The sequence below is a fragment of the Oxalobacteraceae bacterium OTU3CINTB1 genome (assembly GCA_024123955.1).
Classification (GTDB): Bacteria; Pseudomonadota; Gammaproteobacteria; order Burkholderiales; family Burkholderiaceae_D; genus Rugamonas.
This window is the reverse complement of sequence record CP099652.1, coordinates 4,556,799-4,581,624: the sequence shown is the minus strand read 5'-3', so window position 1 is coordinate 4,581,624 and position 24,826 is coordinate 4,556,799. Positions and strand designations below refer to the sequence as shown.

Genomic DNA, 24,826 nt, shown 5'->3' with positions numbered 1-24,826 from the left:
AGCTCGCACTATATCCGGATTTTATTTCTTTGGCAACGCAGTATTGATGCGTGCGTGGCCTTTTTGTGTTCAGGACAAACTATAATCTCCGGACAACATTTATTTTCCGGAACATAGTGACTTATCCCTTCCTCCAAGGCGGCGGCCAACTTGCGCAGATCATTGCTTCCCACGATTGGAGCAAGACCGCGCTCGGCCCGATCGACGCCTGGCCTCAGTCGCTGCAAACGACGGTGGCGCTGGTGCTGCGCTCGACGTTGCCGATCGTGCTGCTGATGCGCGAGGAGGGGGTGATGATCTACAACGACGGCTATTCGGTGTTCGCCGCCGGGCGCCATCCGATGTCGCTGGGATCGAACGTGCGCGAGGCGTGGCCGGAGATCGCCGACTTCAACGACCACGTGATCAAGGTCGGACTGGCGGGACAGACGCTGGTCTACAAGGACCAGCAGCTGACGGTCAACCGCAACGGCGGGCCGGAACAGATCTGGCTGGACCTGGACTATTCGCCGGTGCTCGACGAGGCCGGCACGCCGGTCGGCGTGATGGTGCTGGTGATCGAGACCACCGCCAAGGTCAAGGCCGAGCGGCGCTTGCTCGACGAGGCCGAGCGCATGCGCATCATGTTCGAGCAGGCGCCCGGCTTCATGGCGATGCTGTCCGGTCCCGACCATGTTTTCCTGTCGGCCAACCCGGCCTACCTGGCGCTGGTCGGCCAGCGCGAGCTGATCGGCCTGCCGCTGCGCGAGGCGCTGCCGGAGGCCAACAGCCAGGGCTTCGTCGGCCTGCTCGATAAACTGTATGCCTCCGGCGAGACCTGGTCCGGCACGGCCGTGCCGTTCTTCCTGGCCGCCACCGGCGACCGCCCGCCGCGCGAGCGCTTCCTCGATTTCGTCTATCAGCCGCTGCGCGACACCGCGGGCGCCGTGTGGGGCATCTTCGTGCAGGGCGCCGACGTGACCGACCGCGTGATGGCCGAGAACCTGTTGCGCGCCAGCGAAAACACCTTCCGCACCTTGGCGCAAACCATTCCGAGCCAGGTCTGGCAGGCCAACGGCGACGGTGGCCTGGACTGGTTCAACGATCAGGTTTACCGCTATTCCGGCACCCGGCCCGGCGAGCTGGATGACAACCGCTGGGCCGAGATCGTGCACCCGGAGGACCTGCCGGCCGCCAGCCAGGCGTGGATCGTGGCGGTGGCCACCGGCCAGACCTTCGAGACCGAGTACCGCATCCGCCGCGCCGACGGCATCTACCGCTGGCACCTTGTGCGCGCCTTGCCGATCGTCGACGACCACGGCGTGGTGCAGCGCTGGGTCGGCACCAGCACCGATATCGAAGACCAGAAATCGACCGCCTACAAGCTGCAGCAGCAGGTGGCCGAGCGCACCGCGGAGCGCGACCGCATGTGGCGCTATTCGACCGACGTGATGATGGTGGTGTCGCTGGACGGCTGGGTCAGCGCCGTCAATCCCGCCTTCACCCGCCTGCTGGGTTGGGAGGAGGCGGAGGTGATCGGCACATCGCTGTATAAGCTGATCCACCCGGACGACATGGCCGCGTCGATGGCGGAGATGGCCTCGCTGGCCGAGGGCCGGCATACCTTCAAGTTCGAGAACCGCACCTTGCGCAAGGGCGGCGGCCACGCGATCCTGTCGTGGACCGCCGTGCCGGACGAGCGTTTCGTGCACGCCGTGGGCCGCGACATGACGGCCGAACGGGCGGCGGCCGACGAAATGCGCCGCACGGCGGCGGCGCTGCAGCAGTCGCAGAAGATGGAGGCGATCGGCAAGCTGACCGGCGGCGTGGCGCATGACTTCAACAATCTGCTGCAGGTCATCTCCGGCAACCTGCAACTGCTCAGCGGCGACGTCAAGGGCAACGCGCGCGCCGAAAAGCGTCTCGAGCACGCGCTGGCGGGCGTCACGCGCGGCGCCAAGCTGGCCAGCTATCTGCTGGCGTTCGGCCGGCGCCAGGCACTCGATCCAAGGGTGGTCAAGATCGGCCGCTTCATCGCCGGCATGGAGGACATGCTGCGCCGTTCGCTGGGCGAGGAGATCGAGGTTGAGACGGTCATCTCCGGCGGCTTGTGGAACACGCTGGTCGACACCGCGCAGGTGGAGAACGCGGTGCTCAACCTGTGCATCAACGCGCGCGACGCCATGGACGGCGTGGGCAGGCTGACCATCGAGGTGGGCAACGCCATGCTCGACGACCAATACGCCGCCACCCATCCGGAGCTGGCGGCGGGCCAGTACGTGATGATCGCCATCAGCGACACCGGCAGCGGCATGAGTCCCGAGGTGCTGGCGCAGGCGTTCGATCCGTTCTTCTCGACCAAGCCGGAAGGCAAGGGCAGCGGTCTGGGATTGTCGATGGTGTACGGCTTCGCGCGCCAGTCCGGCGGCCACGTGAAGATCTACAGCGAACCGGGAAGCGGCACCACCGTCAAGCTGTACCTGCCCCGTTCGACCGAGGTCGAGGATGCGCCGGCGCCGCCGGAAATGCGCGCGGTGGTGGGCGGCCAGGAAACCATCCTGGTGGCCGAGGATGACGACGGCGTGCGCGCCACCGTGGTCGAAATGCTCAGCGAGCTCGGTTACCGCGTGCTCAAGGCGAACGACGCGGCCAGTGCGCTGAGCATCATCGACAGCGGCCTGCAAATCGACCTGCTGTTCACCGACGTGGTGATGCCGGGCGCGCTGCGCAGTCCCGAACTGGCGCGCAAGGCGCGCGAGCGGCTGCCGGGCATCGCGGTGCTGTTCACGTCCGGCTACACGGAAAACGCCATCGTGCATGGCGGCCGGCTCGACGCCGGCGTCGATTTGCTGGGCAAGCCTTATACGCGCGAGGCGCTGGCGCGCAAGGTGCGCCATGTGCTGGCCAACCGCCAGCATCAGGTGCAGCTGGCGGCGCAGCCGCCGGCGGCTGCCATGGTGGCGGCCGACAACGCCGCCGGCGCGGCCGGCTTGCGCATCGTGCTGGTGGAGGACGAGCAGGAACTGCGCGAGACCACCACCGAACTGCTGGAACTGCTGGGCCATACGGTGCTGCCGGCCGGCGACGCGGCCGCCGCGCTGGTGTTGCTGCAAGGGGAAGCGGTGGATGTGATGATCACCGATATCTCGCTGCCGGACCTGTCCGGCGAGGTGCTGGCGGCGCGCGCCCGCGCGTTGCGGCCCGACCTGCGTATCATCTTTGCCAGCGGCCAGCATCCGCGCTTTCCGCTGGAGGGCGCGCAATTGCTGCTCAAGCCGTTCAGTGTCGATAAGCTGATGCAGATGCTGGCATCCGTGGTCTAAAGCATATTATTAATGCAATTCTACTAAAAATTAATGTGGTTTTTCGATAGAATTCTTGGTATATTGCTCCACTTCATCTAAAGTTTCTTTATGGCAGTTTTTCGCGCGCGGCTCAAGCCGTGTAGCGACATTGCCATCTTTCCCATTCTGAAGAACAGACGCCCGTCTGTGGTCGCCGGCGCCCTCGCGCCCGAACACGGCGTACCGGCGACCGCGCTAGGCACCATCGGGAACACAGACAGGAATATCGCATGACCGCTCGTTGCTTGACCCTGCTTTTATTGATGCTGTCGGCCCTGCTGCCGGGCGGCCGGCCGGCGTTCGCCGCCGAGGGTGGCCAGCATGATACGGTGATCGTGGTGTCGGCCAAAAATCCGCTGTCTTCGCTGCGTTCCGGGCAGGTGGCGGCCATCTTCATGGCGCAAACCGACCGCTTTCCCAACGGCGCAGCGGCGGTGGCGCTCGACCTGCCACCCGGCAGCGCCCTGCGCGACGCCTTCTACCGGCGCGTGGCGGACCGCTCGCCGGCGCTGATGAAGGCTTACTGGAGCAAGATGGTGTTCACTGGACGTGGCCAGCCGCCGCGCGAGTTGCACAATAGCGCCGCCGTGCGCCGCCTGGTGGCCGACAATCCGGCCATGATCGGCTACATCGACCGCGCCGCCCTCGACGCCAGCGTCAAGGTGCTGGAGGTGCGGCCATGACGGCATCCAGGGCGGGCGACAGCCTGCGCGCGCGCTGGCTGCGGCGCGGGCTCGATACGTACATCTCGCTGCCGCTGTTCGCGCTGCTGCTGCTGGTGGCGATCTGGCTGCTGTCGCTCAACGAGATCGATGTCGAACGCGGGCGCGCGCGCGCTGCCGCCGCCGATTCGCTGCGCGAGGTGCTGGGCACCTACGAGGCGCAGGTGGCGCGCGGCCTGGATGGCATCGATCAAACGCTGCGCGTGCTCAAGTACGCGGTCGAGCGGCGCGGTACCCTGGGCGCGCTGCCGGAACTGGGCCGCGAGGGCTTGCTGCCGTCGGGCCTGGTGTTCACCGTCAGCATCGTCGACCGCGACGGCATGACGGTCGCCATCAGTCCGCGCGCGGCGCCGGCCTCGGTGGCCGACCAGCGCTACTTCAACTTCCACCAGCAGCGCGACAGCGGCACGACCTTCGTCGGCGAACCCGCGCGCGATGCCGCCAACACCGACTGGCATCTGCATTTCACGCGCCGGCTCGATGACGAGAAAGGCAACTTCGCCGGCATCGTCATGGTCGAAACCGATCCGGCGTATTTCACCAGCGGCTATGAGCGCAGCCGCATGGGCGAGCGCGGCATGCTGGGGCTGATCGGCACGGACGGCGTGGTGCGCGCCTTGCGCATCGGCGACAAGGTGTCGTTCGGCCAGCGCCTGGCCGCGCAGGCGGCGCCGGCCGGCCCGCAGTCGGTGGCCCGGCCCCAGCCGGAGGACGGCGTGAGCCGCTTCAGCGGAGTGAGCGAACTGCATGGCGCGGCGCTCAAGGTCGTCGCCGGTCTGGACGAGAAGGAACAGATGGCCGAGTTCGAGCGCAAGCGGCGCGAGATCCTGTGGCGGGCCGGCGCGGCCAGCCTGGCGCTGGCGATCGCCACCGGCCTGCTGTGGCTGTGGTCGTGGCAGGGCGCGCGCCACCGCGCCCGCGTGCGGCGCGCGCAGGAAACCTATGCGGCGGCGTCGGCGGCCAGCCTGGACGCCTTCTTCGTCATGCGCGAGGTGCGCGACGGCACCGGCGCGATCGTCGACTTCAAGATCGTCGACGCCAACTTGCGCGCCGAACAGTTCACCGGCGTCAGCCGCGAGCGCCTGTGCCGCACCACCTTGCTGCGGCTGGTGCCGGCGGCGCGCGAGAACGGCATGTTCGCCGACCTGGTGCGCGTGACGCAGGCCGGCGGCGTGCACGAGCAGGAATGGGAAAACACCATCCCAGAGCTGAGCGCGCGCTGGCTGCACCAGCAGGTGGTGCCGGTCGAAGGCGGCGTGGTGGCGATCGTGCGCGACATCACCGAGCGCAAGCTGGCCGAGGAGCGCATGCAGCACCTGGCCCATCACGACACGCTGACCGGCCTGCCGAACCGCATCCTGATTACCGAGCGGCTGGAGCTGACCATCGCGGAGGCGCGTGGACATGGTGGCGCCGACACCTTGCTGGTGGCGTTCATCGATCTCGACGGCTTCAAGCTGGTCAACGACGGCCTGGGTCACAACGCCGGCGACGCGCTGCTCAAGGTGGTGGCCGGGCGCATGGCCGCCTGCCTGCGTCCGGGCGACACCGTGGGCCGCTTCGGCGGCGACGAATTCGTGCTGATGCTGCGGCAGGCCGCCCGCGACGACGGCCAAGCCGGGGCGGAGGCGGTGCTCGAGCGCGTGCGCGAGGCCGTGCTGCAACCGATCGGCGTGGGTGGACAGCAGGTGCAGGTCAGCTGCAGCATCGGCGTGGCGGTCCATCCCCACGACGGCGCCGACGCCGAAACGCTGCTGATGCACGCCGACGCGGCGATGTACCGCGCCAAGGAGCTGGGCAAGAACAACTGCCAGTTCTATGCGCGCGAAATGAACGCCGAGATCGAGCAAAAGCTGGTGCTGCTCGAGGGCATGCGCCAGGCGCTGGAGCACCGGCAGTTCCGGCTGGTGTACCAGCCGAAGGTGGACTTGCGCAGCGGCCGCATTTTCGGCGCCGAGGCGCTGGTGCGCTGGGTGCATCCGGAGCACGGCGTGATCGGGCCGGACCGCTTCATTCCGCTGGCCGAGGAGAGCGGCATGATCGTGGCGCTGGGCGAGTGGGTGCTGCGCGAGGCTTGCCACCAAAACCGCGCCTGGCAGGACGCCGGCCTGGCGCCGCTGTGCATCTCGGTCAACGTTTCGCCGCGCCAGTTTGAGGAGGGCCGGCTGGTCGAGCGGGTGGCGCTGGCGCTGGCCGACAGCGGCATGGCGCCGCGCTGGCTGGAGCTGGAGGTGACCGAGGGCGTGATCATGCGCGACCTGGCGCGCGCGCTCGGCAAGATGGCGCAGTTGCGGACGATGGGCGTGGCGCTGTCGATCGACGACTTCGGCACCGGTTATTCCAGCCTGTCGGCGCTCAAGTCGTTCCCGATCAGCACCCTCAAGATCGACAAGTCCTTCGTGCGCGACCTGGCCCACAGCGCCGGCGACCAGGCCATCGCCAGCTCCATCATCGGCCTGGCGCACCGGCTCAAGCTGCGCGTGATCGCCGAGGGCGTGGAAACCGAGCAGCAGCGCGGCTTCCTGCGCGCCAACGGCTGCGACGAGATGCAGGGCTATCTGTTCAGCGAGCCGCTGCCGCCGGAGCAACTCGCGGCGTTGCTGGAGCGCTCGGCGGACGCCGCGCCGCCGCCCGTGCGGCTCAGCGAGGTCGCCGCGTAGGCGGTTACCCAAAGCTAAATTCCCGAACACATCTTTGTCGCTGGTAAATTCGCGCTCCGTGCGGGGCGCGCGCCCGGCGCGGGTTTGCCGCACAGTCGCGCGTTTGATGTGAAACAAGGCCGCACGGCGGGACGCGATCTACTCTGGTCGAGCTTCCGGAGGCCCGTCATGCACAACGTCACACCGTCTATTTTCACTGTCCGCCACGCATATTTGCCGGCGCGGCCGCCGCGCGCGCCCAGGCTCGCCTTCTTCTTCGCCTTCGCGCTGTGCATGCTGGGCGGCTGCGCCACCGGCATGCACAGCGCGCCCGCGCCGGAAGACGCCGAGGTCATTCCCATCACCGAGCAATGGCTGGACGCCGAGCAGAAGAGTAACGCCAGCGCGCCGGCGGCCGGCCAGGACCTGGGCAGCCTGGCCGTCACCGAGCCGGGCTTGTATACCTATATCCTGGGCGTCGGCGACGTGCTGGCAATCACCCTGTGGGACCATCCGGAGCTGACCGGCGCGGTGGCGCGCGACCAGGGCGTCGACGGCGCCGGGCTGGGGCCGCCGGCCGCCAGTTTTGTCATCGACCAGCACGGCAAGCTGCAGTTCCCGTTCGCCGGCAGCATGGACTTCGCCGGGCTCACGCGCGAGCAGGCCGGCGCCTTGCTGACCAAGCGGCTGGCACGCTACTTCCGCGATCCGCGCGTCACGCTCAGCGTGCAGGCCTACCGCAGTCAGCGCGTCTACATCGACGGCGAAGTGCGCACGCCGGGCCTGCAAACCGTCAACGACATTCCGATGACCCTGCTCGAGGCGGTCAACCGGGCCGGCGGCCTGACGCCCAACGCCGACCAGAGCCGCATCACCGTCGAGCGCGCGGGGCGGCGCCACCAGGTCGACCTGATCCGGGCGCTGCGCGACGGCCGCCACGCCGCCGCCGTGATGCTGGCCAACGGCGATATCGTGCGGGTGCCGCCGCGCGACGAGAGCAAGGTGTTCGTCGCCGGCGAGGTGTTGCAACCGCGTTCGCTGACCATGCACGACGGCCGGCTGACCCTGAACGAGGCGCTCGGCGAAGTCGGCGGCATCAATCCGCAGAGCGGCGACGCCGGCCAGGTGTACGTGGTGCGGCAGACGGCGCAGGGGCCGCGCGTGTACCGGCTCGACGCCCGGCCGTCGCGGGCGCTGGCGCTGGCCGAACGCTTCGCGCTGCGCCCCAAGGACGTCGTGTACGTGGCCGCGTCGCCGCTGGCCAACTGGCACCGCGCGATCAGCCAGCTGTTCCCCGGCGAGCTGTCGTCCGCCGTCGGCGCCACCACCAGACCATAGGCCCACCATGAACGACGCTTACGACACCCCGCCGCAACTGCGCGCGCTGCGCGGCATCGCCGCGCCGACCCAACTGATCGAGCGGGTCGATCCGCTGCCCGAGCCGGATCCGGGCGCGCTGCCGTGGCGCGCGTACTTCCAGACGCTGGTCGCGCGCCGCTGGCTGATCATCGGCGTGGCCGCGCTGTGCACCCTGGCGGCGCTGGCGTACGCGCTGGCCGCGCGCCCGGTGTACGAGGCCAACATGCTGCTGCACGTGGAGGAGGACACCCCGAACGCGTCGAAGAACATCCTCAACGACGTGTCGTCGCTGTTCGAAACCAAGAAGGCGGCGATCGCCGAGATGGAACTGCTGCACTCGCGGCTGGTGGTGGCGCGGGCGGTCGACACCTTGCGCCTGTACATCGACGCGCGGCCGCGCTATTTCCCGCTGGGCGGCGAATGGCTCGCGGCGCGCCGCGGCAGCGCGCTGTCCGCGCCCGGCCTGCTGGGCCGCGGCGGCTATGTGTGGGGCGGCGAGAAAATCGAGGTCGCCAGCTTCGACGTGCCCGACGCCATGTACAACCAGGACTTCGCCATCACCGCACTCGGCGGCGGGCGTTACCGGCTCGCCGACAGCAAGGGGCGCCCGGTGCTGGAGGGCGAGACGGGGCAGGCCGCGCACGCCGCCGGCCCCGACGGCCCGATCGACCTGTTGGTGACGCGGCTGCGCGCCAACCCCGGCGCCCGCTTCACGCTGCGCCGCAGCTCGCGCCTGGCCGCGCTCGAGCAGGTGCAGGGCGCGCTGCAGATCGCCGAACAGGGCAAGCAGTCGGGCGTGATCGCGGTCAAGCTGCACGGCGCCAACCCGCAGCAGGTGTACGCCACCCTGACCGAGATCGGCACCGAATACATGCGGCAAAACCTGGCGCGCCGCACCGAGGAGGCGCAAAAGACGCTGGCCTTCCTCGACCGCCAGCTGCCGGTGCTGCGCCACCAGCTCGAAGCCGCCGAGGCCAGCTACAACGGCTACCGCAGCAGCCACGCCACCGTCAACCTCGAGCAGGAGGTGCGCATCGCGCTCGACACCCTGGCGGCGGCGCAGACGCGCCGCAGCACCTTGACGCAAAAACGCGCCGAGCTGCTGGGGCGCTACACCGACGAGCATCCGCTGCTGCAGGCGCTCAACCAGCAGAGCCGCGAGACGCTGCGCGAGATCGACGCGCTCGAGACGCGCATCAGGCGCCTGCCGCTGGTCGAGCAGGAGCAGGCGCGCCTGGCGCGCGACGTCAAGGTCAGCACCGACCTGTACACCGAGCTGCTGAACACGGCGCAGCAGTTGCGCCTGGTGGCGGTGGGGCGGGTGGGCAATGTGCGCATGGTCGATATGCCGGTGGCGCCGGAGCGTCCGCTCAAGCCGAACCGTTCGCTGATCGTGGCGCTGGGCATGGTCACCGGCTTGTTCCTGGGCGCCTTGCTGGCCTTCGCCAGCAAGGCGCTGGGCGGCGGCATCGACGACCCCGAGCGCATCGAGGCGATGCTGGGCGCGCGCACCGTGCATGCGACCATCCCGCACAGCCGCAGCCAGGACCGGCTGCGGCGGCAGGCACGCAAGCGGGCGCCGCTGCTGCTGGCGCAAGCCGCGCCGGACGACGCGGCGGCCGAAAGCCTGCGGGCGTTCCGCGCCACGCTGCAGTTCGTCTTGCCGCACAGCCGCAACAACGTCGTCAGCTGCCTGGGGCCGACGCGGCGGGTGGGCGCCTCGTTCGTGTCGGTCAACCTGGCGCTGCTGATGGCCTCGGGCGGCAAGCGCACCTTGCTGATCGACGCCGACCTGCGCGACGGCCGCCTGCACGAGTACTTCGGCATCGAGCGCTCCGGCGGGCTGGCCGAGTGCCTTGCCGGCGCGCTGCAGCCGCACATGGCGGTGCGCCACGGGGTTGCCGACCATCTTGATTTCATTCCTTGCGGCAGCGTGCTGCCGCAGCAGACGGAGCTGTTGCAGCACCGCCACCTAGCCAGCCTGCTCGAGTCGCTCGGCGCCCGCTACGATGTGGTGCTGATGACGGCACCGCCGGTGATGGAGGCGGCCGACGCGCTGGTCGTCGGGGCCCACGCCGGCGCCGTGTTCCTGGTCACGCGCGCCGGCGTGACCACCGAAGTGCAACTCAACGCGGCGGTCAAGCGGCTCAACCAGGCCGGCATCGCGCCGCACGGGGTGGTGTTCAACGACGCGTGACGGCACGCGCGCGCTTTTTTGTTGCAATAATGTCTTGCCAGAATTTTTTTCTAAAAGCATTGAACTATAGAATTTGATTCAGATCAAACCTTCCTCATTCACTTCATGAACGAGGAAAGTCTGATGAACAATTCTGTCAACTACCTGTCCCAAGGGAGCGCCACGACCATCGGTCTGGGCGCCTGCGCAATGCTGCTGGCCGCTTGCGGCGGCGGCAGCGGCGGCGACCAGGGACGGCATGCGGCCACGGCGGCGCAAGCGCCCGTGCTGGCCGCCAGCGTCACCTACAACGGCGCGGCCGCCGCCAGCGAGCTCTATGTTTCAACCACAGGTTCAGACAGCAACCCCGGCACCCAGGCGGCGCCATTCCTGACCATCGGCCGGGCGGCGCAGGCGGCCACGCCCGGTACCATCGTGCACGTCGCACCCGGCACCTATGCCGGCGGCTTCGTCACCAGCACCAGCGGCACGGCCACCGCGCGCATCAAGTATGTGTCGGACCGCAAGTGGGGGGCGAAGATCGTGCCGCCGGCCACCTCCAGCACGGCGGCGGCGTGGGACAACCGCGGCGACTACGTCGACATCGTCGGCTTCGAGGTCGACGGCAGCGCGGCGCGCGCCGGCACCGTCTGGACCACCGGCATCTACACCGGCGGCTCGTTCGGCGGCGTGCACGGCAACCGCGTGCACCACATCGGGCGCGGCGCCTGCGCCACGGGCGGCGGCATCGGCGCCGACAGCTATTTCAAGGGCAGCGCGCATGACGTCCGCGACAATATGGTGCACGATATCGGCGCCGACGGCTGCCGCACGATGTACGGTGTCTACGTCAACAGCGCGGGCACGGATGTCAAGAATAATATCATCCACGGCATCTCGAACGCGGCGGTGCGCCTGTGGCACGACGCCTCGGGCGTCGATGTCGTCAACAACACCATCTTCGCCTCCGACACCGGCGTGGTGGTGGGCAGCGGCGATTATTACCACGCGACGGCGGCGGGGGACAATTCGCGCGTGACGAACAACATCGTCTACGACACCGTCTATGGCGTGGTCGAACAGGGCAACATCGGCTCCCACAATACCTATGCGAACAACCTGATGTTCCAGCAGTCATCCCAAGGCTACCTGCTCCTGAAGGGCGTGGCGGTGGCGACCATCGCGGCCGCGCCGCAGTTCGTCAACTACGTGCGCACCGGTGGCGGCGACTATCATTTGCGCGCCACCTCGCCTGCGATCGACAAGGGCCTGGCGGTCGACGCGCCACCGATCGACTTCGACGGCAGGGGCCGACCGTCCGGCGCCGCCGACGATCTGGGCGCCTACGAGTACGCCGGCACCACGCCGACGCCCACGCCGACCCCGACGCCGACCCCGACGCCGACCCCGACCCCGACGCCAACGCCGACGCCTACCGCGACGCCTGCCACCGCCAACCACCTGTACGTGTCCACCGGCGGCTCGGACAGCAATTCCGGCACGCAGGGCTCGCCGCTGAAGACGATCGCGCGCGCCGCCGCGCTGGCCGCGCCGAGCACCACCGTGCACGTGGCGCCAGGCAACTACGCGGGCGGCTTCAGGACCAACGCCAACGGCACCGCGAACGGGCGCATCTACTACGTCTCAACCACCAAGTGGGGCGCGAAGATCGTTCCGCCGGCGAACTCGAGCAGCAGCGTGGCCTGGGACAACCGCGGCAACTACGTCGAGATCAACGGCTTCGAGGTGGACGGCAGCGCCTACCAGAGCGGCACCAAGTGGCGCAGCGGCATCTACAACGGCGGCTCCTACGATGTCATCCGCAACAACCGGGTGCACCACGTCGCCCAGAACATCGCGTGTGACGGCACCGGCGGCTCGGCCATCGGCGTGGACTCCTACTACAACGGCGTCAAGGGCGATGTCATCAATAACTTTGTCTACGACATCGGCCCGGCCGGCTGCAGCCATGTGCACGGCATCTACGTGAGCACCTCGGGCAGCGTGGTCGGCAACGTCGTGTACCGCGTCGCCCAAGGCGCGATCCACCTGTGGCACGACGCCACCGACGTCGTCATCGCCAACAACACCGTGGCCAACTCCGGCATCGGCATCATCGTCGGCGGTGGCGACTTCTACCACGGCGGCGCCGGGGCCGATAACACGCACGTGGTCAACAACATCGTCTACGACAACCGCTACGGCATCTCTGAACAGGGCAAGACCGGTACCCGCAACACCTACCGCAACAACCTGGTGTACCAGAACGCCAACTACAACTTCAGTTTGCGTAACGGCCTGGTGGCCAGCGGCACGGTCAGCGCCGATCCGCAGTTCGTCTCGTACACCCGTACGGGAACGCCGGACCTGCACCTGCGCAGCACCTCGCCCGCCAAGGGCGCCGGCACCACCACCTACGCGCCGGCGGTCGACATCGCGGGCACGCCGATGCAGCCGGTCAGCATCGGCGCATATAAGTAAACCGCGGTAAGGGGAGGCAAGCGGCGGCAGACCATGCCGCCGCCGGCGGGCCGGCCACTAGCCGGCTTCGCCCGCCGCCGGCGCCCCCAGTTTGCCGCCGGCCCGTCCCGGCAGGCATTGCTTGATGAACCGTCGCAGCCTGGACGTCTGCGCCTCGAACGGCAGGTGGATCAGGTAGGACAGCGAGACGATGATGGCCAGCATGGCGGCATATACCATGATGCTGGCCGGATCGTCGCTCGACAGCAACGCCCCGCCGCGGTAGGCCCACAGCATCCGCAGCAGCGGCACATGCAGCACATACAAGGTGAACGAGAAACCGGCCAGGAAGGCGCCGGCCGCCACCAGCGGCCGCATCGCGGCCGGATCGCGGCGTCCCGCGCCGCACAGGCACAACAGGAACAGCCCGCTGTACAGCAGGTCCCATCCCAGCGATTGCGCGTCCAGGTCGCCGTCCTGCCCCTGCAGGCGCAGCGCCACGGCCAGCGCGCCGAACAGCAGCCAGCCCGCATGGCGCTGGAGCCGGCCGAGGTCGAGCCGCACGCGCGAGGCCCCGGCCCCCATCAACCACACCAGGAAGTACAACGCGATGACGGAGCCGAGGCAGAACGCCAGCGCCACCGCCGCGAAGGCGGCGGCCAGCCGCCACTGCGTGGTGCCGGGCCGTAGCGCGAGCACCAGCAGCGGGAACAGCGCGTAGTACCAGGTTTCGTAGGCCAGGCTCCACAAGGGGAAGTTGCCGCCGAAAACGGGCACCGCCATTGTCTGCACGCCGGCCAGATTACCCAGCAAGGTGGCCAGCGACCACGGGCTGGCGTCGGCCAGCCTGGGTTGTTGTGCGTCCAGCTCGCCGCTGCCCAGGCCGAGCAGCAGCATCAGCACGAAGGCCGGCAGCAACACGATCCACAGCCGCGTGACCCGGTCGATCGCGTAATCGCGCAGCGCGCGCGGCTTGCCGATGCGGTCGAGCAGGCTGCCGCCCACCAGCCAGCCGCTGAGCACGAAGAACACCACCACCGCCTGATGGGCGAAGCCGGAAAAGAACGACAGCCCGAGGTACCACAGCGACGGGTCTTGCAGCGTGCTCAGGCCGGGGAAGACTTCGGCGCGCAGATGCGCGGCCGCCACCTGCAGCGCCGCCAGGCCGCGCAGCAGCGAGATCAGCGGCGACTGCCACTCGTGCGGTCCCAGCCGGCTTTCCTTGAGCAGGCGCAGGCGCGGCCAGCCGCTTCCCCGCGCGGCGGCCTGCGCGGTCCCGGGCGCCGCCGCCGGGGCCGGCCGCCCCGACAGCAGCGCGCCAAGCGTTTGGAACAGGATGCGCAGGTCGGTGAACAGGCTGCGCTGCTGCACATAGCGCACGTAATAATCGAGCTTGACCGGCAGCACCTGCGTCACGTAGGTCCGTTCCGGGTCGGCCGCCCGGCGCAGGATCTCGCCCTCGTCGCGGAAGTGGATCGCGGCCCAGTCGGTGATGCCGGGCGGCACCGACAGCACGATGTCGCGCACCGCCGGCGGATAGTGTTCCACATAACGCGGCACCTCGGGACGCGGCCCCACCAGGCTCATCTCGCCGCGCAGCACGTTGAACAGTTGCGGCAATTCGTCGAGCTTGTGGCGGCGCAGCAGCCGGCCGGCGCGGGTGGCGCGGGCGTCGTCGGCCAGCGACAGCAGGCCGATGTCCTCGGCCGAGGCGTGCATCGTGCGGAACTTGTCGATGCGGAACGCCACGCCGTTGCGCCCGACCCGGCGCTGGCGGTACAGCACCGGCCCGGCCGAGTCGGCCTTGATCCACGCCGCCAGCACCAGCATCAGCGGCGCCAGCAGCAACAGGCCTGCCAGCGCGGCGACGATATCGAACCAGCGTTTGGTTAACATAGCAGCTCCGTCAGGGTGGCGATGACGCGCGCCTGGTCGGCGTCCGTCATGCGGGTGTACAAGGGCAAGGTCAGCAGGCACTCGTAGCCGGCCTCTGCGCGCGGGAAATCTTCGGGCCGCAGCGCGTAGCGCTCGCGCCAGTAGGGCTGGCGGTGCAGGGGGATGTAGTGCACGCTGGTGCCGATGCCGCGCTCGGCGAGCAGTTCGATCAGCCGGTCGCGCGCCAGCGGCGCGCCCGCCGCCAGCCGCACCGGATACAAATGCCAGGCGTGCTGGCCACCCCCATCGGCGTCCGGCGGCAGGCGCAGCGGCAGTGCGCGCAGGCCCTCGGCATAGCGCGCCGCCAGCGCCTGGCGCCGCGCCAGGAAGCGGCCGATCTTGCGCAGCTGTTCGCAGCCGATGGCCGCCGCGATGTCGGTCATATTGTATTTGTAGCCGGGCGCGACGACCTGATAGAACCAGGCCGGGCGGCGCGAGGTGTAGCGGTCGAAGGCGTCCTCGCTGATGCCGTGCAGGCGCATGACCCGCACGCGCCGCAGCAGCGCCGGATCGCGGCAGACCACCATGCCGCCTTCGCCGGTGGTGATGGTCTTGTTGGCGTAGAAGCTGAACACGGTGGCGTCGCTGTCCAGGGTGCCGACGGCGCGGCCCTTGTACAGCGTGGGGAAGGCGTGCGCCGCGTCCTCGACCACGCGCAGATTGTGGCGCCGGGCCAGCGCCAGGATGGCGTCCATGTCGCAGGCCAGGCCGGCGTAGTGGACCGGCACGATGGCGCGCGTGCGCGGCGTGATGGCGGCGGCGATGGCGTCCGGGCAGATGCACAGGGTATGTTCGTCGACGTCGACCAGCACCGGGTCGGCGCCGAGGTAGCGCACCACTTCGGCGGTGGCGGTGAAGGTCATGGTCGGCACGATCACCTCGTCGCCGGGGCCGATGCCGAGCGCCTCGAGCGCCAGGTGCAGGCCGGCGGTGGCCGAGTTGACGGCCACGCCGGTGACGCCGCCGCCGAGGAACGCGGCGAAGGCCTGCTCGAAGCGGCGGCTGACGGCGCCGGTGGTGATCCAGCCCGAGCGCAGGCATTCGAGCACGGCGGCGGCCTCCTCGTCGCCCAGGTCGGGCAGCGCGAACGGCAGGAAGTCGGTGGCGGTGGCCGCCGGGCGGGGCGCCGCGTCCAGCGGCTGGCGTGATGAGGGCATGATGTCTCCTTGGTGGGCGTGTCAGGGCGGCGGCGCGGCGCAGGCGGCCAGGAAGCGGTCGGCCAGCAGCGCGTAATTGAGGTGGGCGCGGGCGTAGCCGGCGCCGCGCTGGCCCAGTTCGTAGCGGCGCGCCGCCGGCATGGTGGCCAGGCGGGCGATGGCGGCGGCCAGCGCGGCCGGATCGTCCGGCGCCAGGCTCAGGCCGCATCCGGCCTCGGCCACCGGATCGTTGGCCGCCTCGACCGCGTGGAGGATGGGCCGGGCCGCCATCATGTAGTCGCCCAGCTTGTTGGGGGAGATGCCGAAGCGGTACAGCGGCTGGCGCCGCCAGCCGAGGTAGGCGAGGTCGAAGCCGCGCAGCAGCGCCGGCATGTGGCGCTTGGCCAGCGGCTCGAGGAAGTGGACGTCGCGCAGCCCGGCGGCGGCGGCCTTGCGCTGCAGCGCCTGCTTGTAGGGGCCGGCCCCGGCCAGCACGAACGCCAGCGGCCGGTCCTGCAGCAGCGCGGCGGCGTCGAGCAGGGTGTCGAGCGCGTTGGCCAGGCCGTGGCTGCCGGCGTAGCCGACCACCGTGCGGCCCTGCCGGCGCAGTTCGGCCAGCAGGGCCGCCGCCGGCGCCGGCAGCGGCAGCGGCGGCAGGTCCCATTCGTCGAGGTCGACGCCGTTGGGCACCACGTGCAGCTTGTGCGGCGCCATGCCGCGCGCGGCCATGTGGGCGCCGGCCTTGGGCAGGATCGAGATGACGGTGTCGGCGTGGCGGTAGGCGTAGTCCTCGGCCGCCTGCATCAGCACGACGAACGGGTGCCAGGCCGGCATGCCGCCCAGTTCCATCGGCGACAGCGGCCACAGGTCGTGCACCTCGAACGCCAGGCGCGCGCCGGCCAGCGCGGCGATGCGGCGCGCCGGCCAGATGTCGGCCGGATAGGTGCTCGAGGCGATCACCAGGTCGGGCTGGAAGTTGCGCGCCAGGCGCGGCGCGCCCCGGTACAGCGCGGCGACGAAGGCGGCCATGTTGGCGGCGCGCCCCAGGCCGTTGCCGCGGTAGGCCGGCGTCGCGTGCCAGCGGTAGTCGATGCCGTCGATGGTCTCGTCGAGCACGCGGCGTCCGTTCAGCTCGGGCGCCAGCGCGCGCAGGTGCGAATTCGACGAGGCGACGATGCGCACCCGGTGGCCGGCGCGCACCCATTCGCGCCCCAGGTAGTAGGGCCGGTACTCCATGCCGTGCCGCACCGAACCGGCGTAGTGGTTAATCAGCAGTATGTTCATCGGTGTTGCCCTCGTTGTTGCCTGGTTGCGCTATGGATGATCGGGTCGCGGCCGGTCGTCACCAGCGCCAGGCCTCGACCAGCCGCCGCAGGTTGTGGCCGCTGCTGGCGGCCCAGTTGGTGCGCCATTGGGCCGGATGGGTCAGCAGGCAGATGCGGCGGTAGGCGCCGAACGCCGCGCGCGGCGGCATCGGATGGAAATACTGCGGGTAGGGCCGGTCGCTGATGTACAGGTCAAAGCTCGACAGCAGTTCGCGGTCGTAGCTTTCGCAGGCGATGCCGCAGCGCGCGCGCAGCGCGGCGTCGTCCAGCAGTTCGTGGTTGATCATGCCCAGGCGCCGGTTGGCGAAGTCGCCGTGGCTGGCGACCGTGTGCAGCTTGCTGCCCAGCTGTTCCTCGATGCGGCGGAAGTTGCGCTCGAACTGGGCGCGGATCTCGTCCATGCGGGCGCGCACCCGGGCCGGGTCTTTCAGGTGGGCCCGCTTGGCGTAGGTGGCGATCTCCTCGTAGTGGTAGCTGGCCTCGCTGCCATAGCGTTCGATCTCGCGCATCAGGCCGAAGTCCAGGGTCGACAGGCGGAAATAGTAGCTGGCGCGCACGCCGTGTTTTTGTTCCAGCTCGAACATGCGGCGCGCGGTCGGCAGGTCGGTGTCGATGTCGTGGCGGTGCACCAGCACCCGGCCGCCGCCGGCGCGCCCGCCGCGCAGCGCCGCCAGCCAGGCGCGCACCGACGTCTGCCGGTAGCCCTCCTGGCGCGCGTGTTGCAGCAGCGCGTCGTAGTGCGGCAGGCGCGACGGCATCAGGTAGTCGCTGTAGAGGCGATTGATTACGGTACGCATGATGTCAGCGCAGGCTGTAGCGGACGCGGTAGGGGGTGAAGCCGAGCATGGTCTTGAATTGCCGCAGGCCGGGCTGGGCGCCGAAGAAGGTGTCGTACATCAAAAACTCCGGACCGTGGCCGGCCTGCAGCTCCCGCAGCAGCAGGCTGACGATGTCGGTCACCAGCAAGTGCATGACGCCGTCGTTGTTGCGGTAGCCGATCAGTTGCGAGAAGGCGGTGAAGTTGCCGTAGCGTCCAATGTTGCAGTAGGCCATCAGCTTGCCCTCCTTGTTGAACACGCCGAAGTAGCGATAATGGCTTTGCGTCTCGTAATGGACCTTCTTGTCGCGGTAGCTGGCGTCCATCGGCCTGCCTTGCCGGCTGTCGAGGCTGGTGTTGATGTCGTGGATGGCGTCGACATGGTCGTTGCGGTCGATCTCGGCGAGCGAGTAGCCGCGCCGGCGCGCCTTGCTGACATAGGTGGCCGCGCCGCTGACACCGGTGATGCCGTCGGCGCAGGCGGCCGTTCCGGCCAGGCGGCGCAGGTCGATCAGGGCCACGCCCAGCTGCTTGTAGCCGAACACCTTGTATTTCGGGTGGGGACTGGTGAAACGGCGGTGGGTTTCCCGCACGTCGTCCGGATGGAAGCTGGTGTCGAAGCACAGCTTGGCGACCGGCAGCCGGACCACGTCGAGCATCAGTTTGCATTGGTTGGCGAGCTTGTTCATCATGGTGTCCTCAGCAAATGGAGTAACGAATACGGTAAGGCTGGAAGCCCAGTTTTTTCTTAAAGTTGCGCAACCCCGGCAACGCGCCCAGGTAGGTGTCGTACATCAGGTAATTGAGGCGGCCATCGTCGATCAGGCGGCAGGCGATGTCGGCCAGCAGCAGGTACATGACGCCGTCGTTGTTCTTGTAGCCGAGCAGGCGGTCGGTGGCGGCGAAGTCGCCATAGATGCCGACATCGCCGTAGGCCACCAACCGGCCATCCTTGTCGAGCACGCCGTAGTGGCACAGGCCGTCCGCCGGGTCGTAGCACGTGGTCCTGGTGGCGTAGGCCGGGTCCATCGGCCGGCCCTGGCGCTCGTCGGCCGAGGTGTTGATGCTGTGGATGTCGTCGATGTAATCGTTGCGGTCGATCTCGGCGACCGTGTAGCCGCGCTCGCGGGCGCGCCGGCTGTGGTAGCCGGCGTAGTCGCGCCGCCGCAGCGCGTGCAGATAGGCCTCGCCGCTGTCGTAGGCGCGCAGGTCGATCAGCGCGACGCCGAGCGATTTGTTGCGCACCAGCCGGTAGCGCGGATGCGGCTGGGTAAACAGGCGGTGGGTGCGCCGCACCAGTTCGGGGTTGAGGGCGGTGTCGAAGCGCAGCCGCGCGCGCGGCAGCCGGACGATGTCGGCGGCCAGGCGCGACATTTCCCGCAGGCGCGCGATGTGGTCAGAGATGTTCATGGAATTGAATCAGCTTGGTTGCCCCGTGCGGCAGGTCGATCTCAAGCATCACGGCCTCCGGAGCGGTAGCGGGCGTAGGCGCCGAGCGCGGCGCCGATCAGCATGTCGCTGAAATAGTGCGACATGCACAGCAACAGCAAGGTGACCCCGAGCAGGCACCACGCCAGGACGAAACGCTGGTCGCGGCTGGCGCGTCCGCCCAACAGGTAGCCGTGCACGGCCATCTGGGCCAGCGGAAACGTCAGCAAGGCCAGCAGCCCGAGGAAGCCGAACAGGCCCAGGTCGACCCAGGCCGACAGGATGTTGTGCGCGTAGTTGCCCGGCTGGTAGCTGGCATAGTCGCCCAGCACGGGGTGCAGGTCGATGCTGCGCAGCGCCTGCTCGGTCAAGTGGTGGCGCGCGCTGACCGACGACGAATGCGACAGGTCGAGCAGCTCCAGCGTGCGGTTGTCGGGCACGGCGGCGATGATGGCGTCCAGATTGAATTTGAGCAGCAGGAACAGCAGCAGGAAGACCGCCACCATGGCCATGCGGTGGCGCGAGGCATGGAACTCGATCAGCGGGATCAGGAACAGCAGCGCGCCGAACTCGCTGCGGGCGGTGTTGATGTACAAGGTCGGCAGCCCGAGCGCGTAGAGCGCCCAGCGCACGCCGCGCTGGCGGGTGCAGGCCAGCATGACGGCCAGCGGCACCAGGTAGGAGCGCGAGAAACCCTGGTAGGTGGCGACGCTGTCGGGGTCGCGGGCGGCGCCCAGCACGGCTAGGTAGAACGCGCCGTCGACCGAGAAGCTGAACACCACAACCGACATCGCGGCCAGGCTAGCCAAATGGGTCAGCCGGAAGCGCCGGCCCTGGAAGTCCAGCGTCTTGAAGATGATGAACAGGCTGAGTATATAGACGATGCCCAGCACGTGGGAGCCGAGGATGCCAGCGTCGGCGCTGGCCGCGTTGCAGGCCATCACGGCCGCGAAATAGGCCAGGAAGCCGAACAGGGCGGCGTCGACGCCGTGCAGGCGGTAAGCGTGCGCGTGCAGGCGGCGCAGGTAGGACAGCAGCAGCAGCGGAAACATCAGCAGCGCGACGATGGCGAAGTAGCCGCCCAGGAAGGCGCGGATCACGCCCAGCCCCAGCAAGGTCTGATAGGCGAAAAAGCCGGGGAACAGCAGGAAGAAGGCCAGCTCGGCGCAGGCCGGGCCGGGCAGGCCGGTGGGGGCGCCGGGGCGCTCAGCGGGCAGCATGCAGGCCTCCGGCCGGGTTGCGGTTGACGCTGTAGCGGTAGGACATGCGCAGGTACAGCAGGTACAGCAGCGAGTAGCCGACGGCGTAGGCCAGCACGTTTTGCTTGAGCGTGAGCGGGGCGGCGAACACCGCGACGGTCATGATGAACAGCGCGATCTGCCACACCAGTTCGATCTTCTGGCGCCCGGCGACGAAGAACACATAGCTCAGCGGACTGGCCAGGAAATTGAGGAAGTACAGCGGCGCCAGGATCTGGGCCAGCTCGCCGGCGCCGCGCCAGGCCTCGCCAAAGGCGAAGGCGAACAGCGCCGGCGAGGCCACCAGCAGGATCAGCGACGGCACGCAGCCCAGCAGCAGCAACACGCGCAGCGCGTGCACATAGGCCGGACGGCAATTGCCGGTGTCCTGGTACTGGCGCACCGATTCGCGTTTGAACACTTCGTGCACCGACGCCGCCAGCAGCGAGATCGGCGCGGCCAGCACCCGCTGCGTCAGCGCGAACAGCCCGGCGGCCATCACGCCGTGGCGGGCGCCGATGATCAGCAGCGGCAGCTGGCCGACGCCGGTGTTGAGCAGATTGGCCGGCAAGGTAAAGTTCCACAGCGCGCGGTGGGTGCGCAGGAAGGCGCGCTGCGTTTTCGATGGGAACAGCACCGACAGGCTGCGGCGCGAGAGCCGCTGCCACAGCGCCGGCGCCCTGGCACGCAGGCCGTCGCGCCAGGTGCGCCAGGTGCGCCAGTTCGGGCGCTGGCGCCACGCGTCCGCCGATGGCGCGCGGGCCGCGCGCCGTGCCAGCGGCGGCTTGAGCAGGATGCGCGCGGCCAGCAGGCCCAGCGCCAGTCCGATCAGGTGACCGGCCTTCAGCGCGTCGGTGCCGGCCCCCAGGCTCAGGATGCCCAGCTGCGCCAGCGCGATGCCGCCCGCCGCGACGATCCTGGCCTTGGCGGCCGGGGCGAAGGCGTTGTGCGAGGCGGCGTAGGCGAGCGTGGTTTGCATCGTCGCCGTCAGCCAGGCCGCCAGGCCCAGGGTCAGCGCGCCCAGCCAGGACATGCTGGTCAGGCAGGACATCTTGACCAAGGCGGCGGCCACCGTTATCAGCAGCGCCAGCCAGGTCGCCGACCAGGCCACCACGCTGAAGCACAGGTGCTGGCGCTGGCGGCGCTGGTCGAAGATCATCGCGTTCTCCATGCGCAAGGTGGCGATCACCGCGGCGATGGCGACCACCCCGAACCAGACGCTGAACGCTCCCATCTCCGCCGGCGTGCACAGGCGCGTGATCAGCGGCGCGGCCAGGATCGGCAGCGCCTGCGCGGCCACCGAGCCGCCCGTCACGGTGAGCAGGTGTTTCCAGAACGTCGGCAGCGCGGGCAGCTTGGGCATGGGCATGGACATGGCGCGGTCCTAGTTGCCGGTGGCGGCCAGCACCACGGCCGCCACTTTTTCGGCGTCGGCGCTGGCCAGGTAGGGGCCCATGGGCAGGCTGAGCACGTGGTCGGCCAGCAGTTCGGCCACCGGGCAGGCGGCGTCGTCGAAGCGCGCGTAGGCCGGCTGCAGGTGGATCGGCAGCGGATAGTGGACGGCGCTGGGGATGCCGGCCAGCTCCAGCGCGCTCTGCACCGCGGCGCGCCGTTCCACCACCACCGTGTACTGGGCGTAGGCGCTGTCGCGGTCCGGCGCCGGCGCCGCCGTTTCGATGCGGCCGGCGAACAGCCGGTCGTAGACGGCGGCAACGCGCCGGCGCCGCGCCAGCTCGTCGTCGAACACGCCCAGCTTGGCCAGCACGATGGCGCACTGCAGGGTGTCCATGCGGCCGCCGACGCCGATGCGGGTGTGGCGGTAGCGCTGCGACTGGCCGTGCACGCGGATTTCGCGCATCGCCCGCGCCAGCTCGTCGTCGCTGGTGAAGATGGCGCCGCCGTCGCCGTAGCATCCCAGCGGCTTGCTGGGGAAGAAGCTGGTGCAGCCGATGGCCGACAGGTTGCAGCTGCGCAGGCCGCGATAGCTGGCGCCGAAGCTTTGCGCCGCGTCCTCGATGACGGCCAGGCCGTGCCGGCTGGCGATGTCGTTGATGGCGTCCATGTCGGCCGGCTGGCCGTACAGCGACACCGGCATGATGGCGCGGGTGCGCGGGCCGATGCGGGCGGCGACCAGCGCCGGATCGAGGTTGCCGCTGGCGCGCTCGACGTCGACGAACACCGGCCGCGCGCCCAGCAGCACGATGGCCTCGGCGGTGGCGATGAAGGAGAACGGCGTGGTGATGACTTCGTCGCCGGGCTGGATGCCCAGCGCCATGAGCGAGATCACCAGCGCCTCCGTGCCCGAGGACACGGTGATGCAGTGGCGCGCGCCGCTGAACGCGGCCAGTTTCTGTTCCAGTTGCGCCACCTCCGGCCCCATGATGTACTGGCCGTGGTCAAGCACGCGCTGGATGGCGTCGTTGATGTCTTCGCGCAGCAGTTGATATTGCGTTTTCAGATCGATGAATTCCATGGGGGACTCCGTTGCCAGGATGGGGGAATGGATGGGCGCCAGGGGTCAGGCGGCCGCTATCAGCGCGCAGACGCCGTCCCGCAGCACATACAAATCGCCGCTGTGCGGACAGGCGGCGCTGCCGTCGCCGGCCAGCGGCAGGTCGAGCCGCTCGCCATACCGGCTGATCCAGCCGATCCGGCGCGCCGGCACGCCCGCCATCAGCGCGAAATCGGGCACGTCGCGGTTGGCGACCGCGCCGGCGGCGAGGAAGGCGTGCGCGCCGATCGTCACGCCGCACACCACGGTGGCGTTGGCGCCGATGGTGGCGCCGCGCCGCACCAGGGTGGCGCGGTACTCGCTCTTGCGGGCGACCGCCGAACGCGGGTTGTAGACGTTGGTGAAGACCATGCTGGGGCCGCAGAAGACGTCGTCCTCGATGGTGACGGCGTCGTACACGGAGACGTTGTTCTGGATCTTGACGTTGTCGCCGATCACCACGTCGTTGCCGATGTAGACGTTCTGGCCCAGCGAGCAGCCGGCGCCGATGCGGGCCCCGCCGCAGACGTGGCTGAAATGCCAGACGCGCGTGCCGGCGCCGATGACGGCGCCCTCATCGACGATGGCGCTGGGGTGTACCGTCAAATCCATGTGGTTCTCCGTGGGCGTGTTCATAGCGGTACTCCGGCTCAATAATCCAGCGGCAGCGCGACGCGGCGGCCGTCGCGCGCCGAGCGGTAGGCGGCAATCAGGACCTCGAGCGACTTCAGGCCCTCGCGGCCGTCGGTCTCCGGCTCGGCCTCGCCGCGCAACACCTTGATCACGTTGTCGTAGTACAGCGGATGGCCGAAGCCGTACACCGACGTGGTGGCGTAGCTGGCCTCGCGCACGCGGGCGTCGTCCTCGTCCGGCTCGGCGAAGTCCCACTGCTGCACCTCGTTGACGGCCACGCCGCCGATGCGCGCCGTGCCTTTCTCGCCGAGGATGGTGATGCTGCCTTCGAGGTTGTGCGGGTAGGCCAGCATCGTCACGTTCATCGAGCCGAGCGCGCCGTTGCGCCAGCGCAGGCTGATGACGCCGGTGTCCTCGACCTCGATGTCGCGCGCCAGCGTGGCGGTGTACGCTTGCAGGCTTTCGACCGGGCCGACGATCCAGTCGAGCAGGTCGACGTAGTGGCTGGCCTGGTTCATGAAGGCGCCGCCGTCGAACTCCCAGGTGCCGCGCCAGGCGGCGCTGTTGTAGTAGCTTTGCGGCCGGGTCCAGAACACGTTCAGGTTGACCATGTAGATGCGGCCGAAGCGTTTTTTTTCGACCGCGCTTTTGAGCAGTTGCAAGGTGGCGTTGCGGCGGTTTTGCTTGACGACGAACATGCGCACGCCGGCCGCGTCGCAGGCGCAGACCATGCGCTTGGCGTCCTCCCAGCGCGTGGCCATCGGTTTTTCGGTGACCACGTGGCGCCCGGCGGCGGCGATGTGCACCGCCTGTTCGGGATGCAGGCCGGACGGCGTGGTGATGATGACGGCGTCGACCTCGCTCCTGGCCAGCATCTGGTCCAGGCGGGCATACGGCGTGGCGCCGGTCTGGGCGGCGGCGCGCGACAGCGCGGCCGGATCGACGTCGCAGACGGCGACCAGCTGGCAGCGCTCGGCGTGCTGGGCCAGCGCGGCAAAATGGTTTTGCGCGATGCGGCCGCAGCCGACCAGCGCGAAGCGCATTTTTCGGCCGACGACGGCGGGGGTGAACTGGCGCATGGGAGTGCTCCTTTTAATTGAGGGGGAAGCGCGGCCGGCGCAGGGTTCCTGCGCCCGGCGCGCCG

General features: G+C 69.1%; 17 protein-coding genes and 1 pseudogene. 6 read left to right on the top strand and 12 right to left on the bottom strand.

Going from position 1 to position 24,826, the window contains the following annotated elements; genetic code table 11:
- Positions 1-116 precede the first annotated feature (116 nt).
- The 6 genes from NHH73_19785 to NHH73_19760 all read left to right on the top strand — a co-directional run bounded on the left by NHH73_19785 (position 117) and on the right by NHH73_19760 (position 12,700).
- Positions 117-3,302, top strand: coding sequence for a PAS domain-containing protein (locus NHH73_19785; GenBank protein USX24844.1), 3,186 nt, complete (start codon positions 117-119; stop codon positions 3,300-3,302).
- 251 nt (positions 3,303-3,553) lie between these two features.
- On the top strand, positions 3,554-4,006 hold the full coding sequence (locus NHH73_19780; GenBank protein ID USX24843.1) for a phosphate ABC transporter substrate-binding protein: 453 nt from the start codon (positions 3,554-3,556) through the stop codon (positions 4,004-4,006).
- Positions 4,003-6,705, top strand: coding sequence for an EAL domain-containing protein (locus tag NHH73_19775; GenBank protein USX24842.1), 2,703 nt, complete (start codon positions 4,003-4,005; stop codon positions 6,703-6,705). Before NHH73_19780 ends, NHH73_19775 begins: the two co-directional genes overlap by 4 nt.
- Before the next feature lie 168 nt (positions 6,706-6,873).
- Positions 6,874-8,022, top strand: coding sequence for a polysaccharide biosynthesis/export family protein (locus NHH73_19770; GenBank protein USX24841.1), 1,149 nt, complete (start codon positions 6,874-6,876; stop codon positions 8,020-8,022).
- A 7-nt stretch (positions 8,023-8,029) separates the two neighbouring features.
- Positions 8,030-10,240 carry a Wzz/FepE/Etk N-terminal domain-containing protein gene (locus NHH73_19765; protein ID USX24840.1) on the top strand — a complete coding sequence of 737 codons (2,211 nt, stop codon included), beginning with the start codon at positions 8,030-8,032 and terminating at the stop codon, positions 10,238-10,240.
- Positions 10,241-10,363: 123 nt separating this feature from the next.
- Complete coding sequence (locus tag NHH73_19760) at positions 10,364-12,700, top strand: DUF1565 domain-containing protein (protein USX24839.1); 2,337 nt, start codon at positions 10,364-10,366, stop codon at positions 12,698-12,700.
- Positions 12,701-12,757: 57 nt separating this feature from the next.
- Here the strand turns inward: NHH73_19760 and NHH73_19755 are convergent, their stop codons facing one another.
- The 12 genes and pseudogenes from NHH73_19755 to NHH73_19700 all read right to left on the bottom strand — a co-directional run bounded on the left by NHH73_19755 (position 12,758) and on the right by NHH73_19700 (position 24,761).
- On the bottom strand, positions 12,758-13,828 hold the full coding sequence (locus tag NHH73_19755; GenBank protein ID USX29661.1) for an acyltransferase family protein: 1,071 nt from the start codon (positions 13,826-13,828) through the stop codon (positions 12,758-12,760).
- 162 nt (positions 13,829-13,990) lie between these two features.
- A pseudogene (locus tag NHH73_19750) lies at positions 13,991-14,575 on the bottom strand (sugar transferase).
- Entirely contained in the window at positions 14,569-15,771 is a 1,203-nt protein-coding gene (locus NHH73_19745; GenBank protein USX24838.1) for a DegT/DnrJ/EryC1/StrS family aminotransferase, read from the bottom strand. Before NHH73_19745 ends, NHH73_19750 begins: the two are co-directional and overlap by 7 nt.
- Positions 15,772-15,792: 21 nt before the next feature.
- The gene (locus tag NHH73_19740) at positions 15,793-17,034 is read right to left on the bottom strand and encodes a glycosyltransferase family 4 protein (protein USX24837.1); all 1,242 of its coding nucleotides are present in this window, start codon (positions 17,032-17,034) and stop codon (positions 15,793-15,795) included.
- 58 nt (positions 17,035-17,092) lie between these two features.
- Positions 17,093-17,872, bottom strand: coding sequence for a hypothetical protein (locus NHH73_19735; GenBank protein USX24836.1), 780 nt, complete (start codon positions 17,870-17,872; stop codon positions 17,093-17,095).
- Positions 17,873-17,876: 4 nt separating this feature from the next.
- Positions 17,877-18,584: a hypothetical protein gene (locus NHH73_19730; GenBank protein ID USX24835.1), complete on the bottom strand. Its 708-nt coding sequence runs from the start codon at positions 18,582-18,584 to the stop codon at positions 17,877-17,879.
- Positions 18,585-18,591: 7 nt separating this feature from the next.
- Positions 18,592-19,302 (bottom strand): hypothetical protein, encoded by a 711-nt coding sequence (locus tag NHH73_19725; protein USX24834.1) that lies wholly within the window; start codon positions 19,300-19,302, stop codon positions 18,592-18,594.
- Between the two features lie 41 nt (positions 19,303-19,343).
- Positions 19,344-20,540, bottom strand: coding sequence for a hypothetical protein (locus NHH73_19720; GenBank protein ID USX24833.1), 1,197 nt, complete (start codon positions 20,538-20,540; stop codon positions 19,344-19,346).
- A complete protein-coding gene (locus tag NHH73_19715) occupies positions 20,527-21,933 on the bottom strand; it encodes an oligosaccharide flippase family protein (GenBank protein ID USX24832.1) in 1,407 nt (468 codons plus the stop codon). Before NHH73_19715 ends, NHH73_19720 begins: the two co-directional genes overlap by 14 nt.
- Positions 21,934-21,942: 9 nt before the next feature.
- Positions 21,943-23,031 (bottom strand): DegT/DnrJ/EryC1/StrS family aminotransferase, encoded by a 1,089-nt coding sequence (locus NHH73_19710; protein USX24831.1) that lies wholly within the window; start codon positions 23,029-23,031, stop codon positions 21,943-21,945.
- Positions 23,032-23,076: 45 nt separating this feature from the next.
- Positions 23,077-23,661 (bottom strand): N-acetyltransferase, encoded by a 585-nt coding sequence (locus NHH73_19705; GenBank protein ID USX29660.1) that lies wholly within the window; start codon positions 23,659-23,661, stop codon positions 23,077-23,079.
- A 38-nt stretch (positions 23,662-23,699) separates the two neighbouring features.
- The gene (locus NHH73_19700; protein ID USX24830.1) at positions 23,700-24,761 is read right to left on the bottom strand and encodes a Gfo/Idh/MocA family oxidoreductase; all 1,062 of its coding nucleotides are present in this window, start codon (positions 24,759-24,761) and stop codon (positions 23,700-23,702) included.
- Between the last annotated feature and the right edge of the window lie 65 nt (positions 24,762-24,826).

What these genes read in the sequence shown, in the direction of transcription:
- NHH73_19780 (USX24843.1), top strand. Translation starts at nt 3,554, where the DNA reads ATGACCGCTCGTTGCTTGACCCTGCTTTTATTGATGCTGTCGGCCCTG.
- NHH73_19775 (USX24842.1), top strand. Translation starts at nt 4,003, where the DNA reads ATGACGGCATCCAGGGCGGGCGACAGCCTGCGCGCGCGCTGGCTGCGG.
- NHH73_19770 (USX24841.1), top strand. Translation starts at nt 6,874, where the DNA reads ATGCACAACGTCACACCGTCTATTTTCACTGTCCGCCACGCATATTTG.
- NHH73_19765 (USX24840.1), top strand. Translation starts at nt 8,030, where the DNA reads ATGAACGACGCTTACGACACCCCGCCGCAACTGCGCGCGCTGCGCGGC.
- NHH73_19760 (USX24839.1), top strand. Translation starts at nt 10,364, where the DNA reads ATGAACAATTCTGTCAACTACCTGTCCCAAGGGAGCGCCACGACCATC.
- NHH73_19745 (USX24838.1), bottom strand. Translation starts at nt 15,771, where the DNA reads ATGCCCTCATCACGCCAGCCGCTGGACGCGGCGCCCCGCCCGGCGGCC.
- NHH73_19740 (USX24837.1), bottom strand. Translation starts at nt 17,034, where the DNA reads ATGAACATACTGCTGATTAACCACTACGCCGGTTCGGTGCGGCACGGC.
- NHH73_19735 (USX24836.1), bottom strand. Translation starts at nt 17,872, where the DNA reads ATGCGTACCGTAATCAATCGCCTCTACAGCGACTACCTGATGCCGTCG.
- NHH73_19730 (USX24835.1), bottom strand. Translation starts at nt 18,584, where the DNA reads ATGATGAACAAGCTCGCCAACCAATGCAAACTGATGCTCGACGTGGTC.
- NHH73_19725 (USX24834.1), bottom strand. Translation starts at nt 19,302, where the DNA reads ATGAACATCTCTGACCACATCGCGCGCCTGCGGGAAATGTCGCGCCTG.
- NHH73_19720 (USX24833.1), bottom strand. Translation starts at nt 20,540, where the DNA reads ATGCTGCCCGCTGAGCGCCCCGGCGCCCCCACCGGCCTGCCCGGCCCG.
- NHH73_19715 (USX24832.1), bottom strand. Translation starts at nt 21,933, where the DNA reads ATGTCCATGCCCATGCCCAAGCTGCCCGCGCTGCCGACGTTCTGGAAA.
- NHH73_19710 (USX24831.1), bottom strand. Translation starts at nt 23,031, where the DNA reads ATGGAATTCATCGATCTGAAAACGCAATATCAACTGCTGCGCGAAGAC.
- NHH73_19705 (USX29660.1), bottom strand. Translation starts at nt 23,661, where the DNA reads ATGGATTTGACGGTACACCCCAGCGCCATCGTCGATGAGGGCGCCGTC.
- NHH73_19700 (USX24830.1), bottom strand. Translation starts at nt 24,761, where the DNA reads ATGCGCCAGTTCACCCCCGCCGTCGTCGGCCGAAAAATGCGCTTCGCG.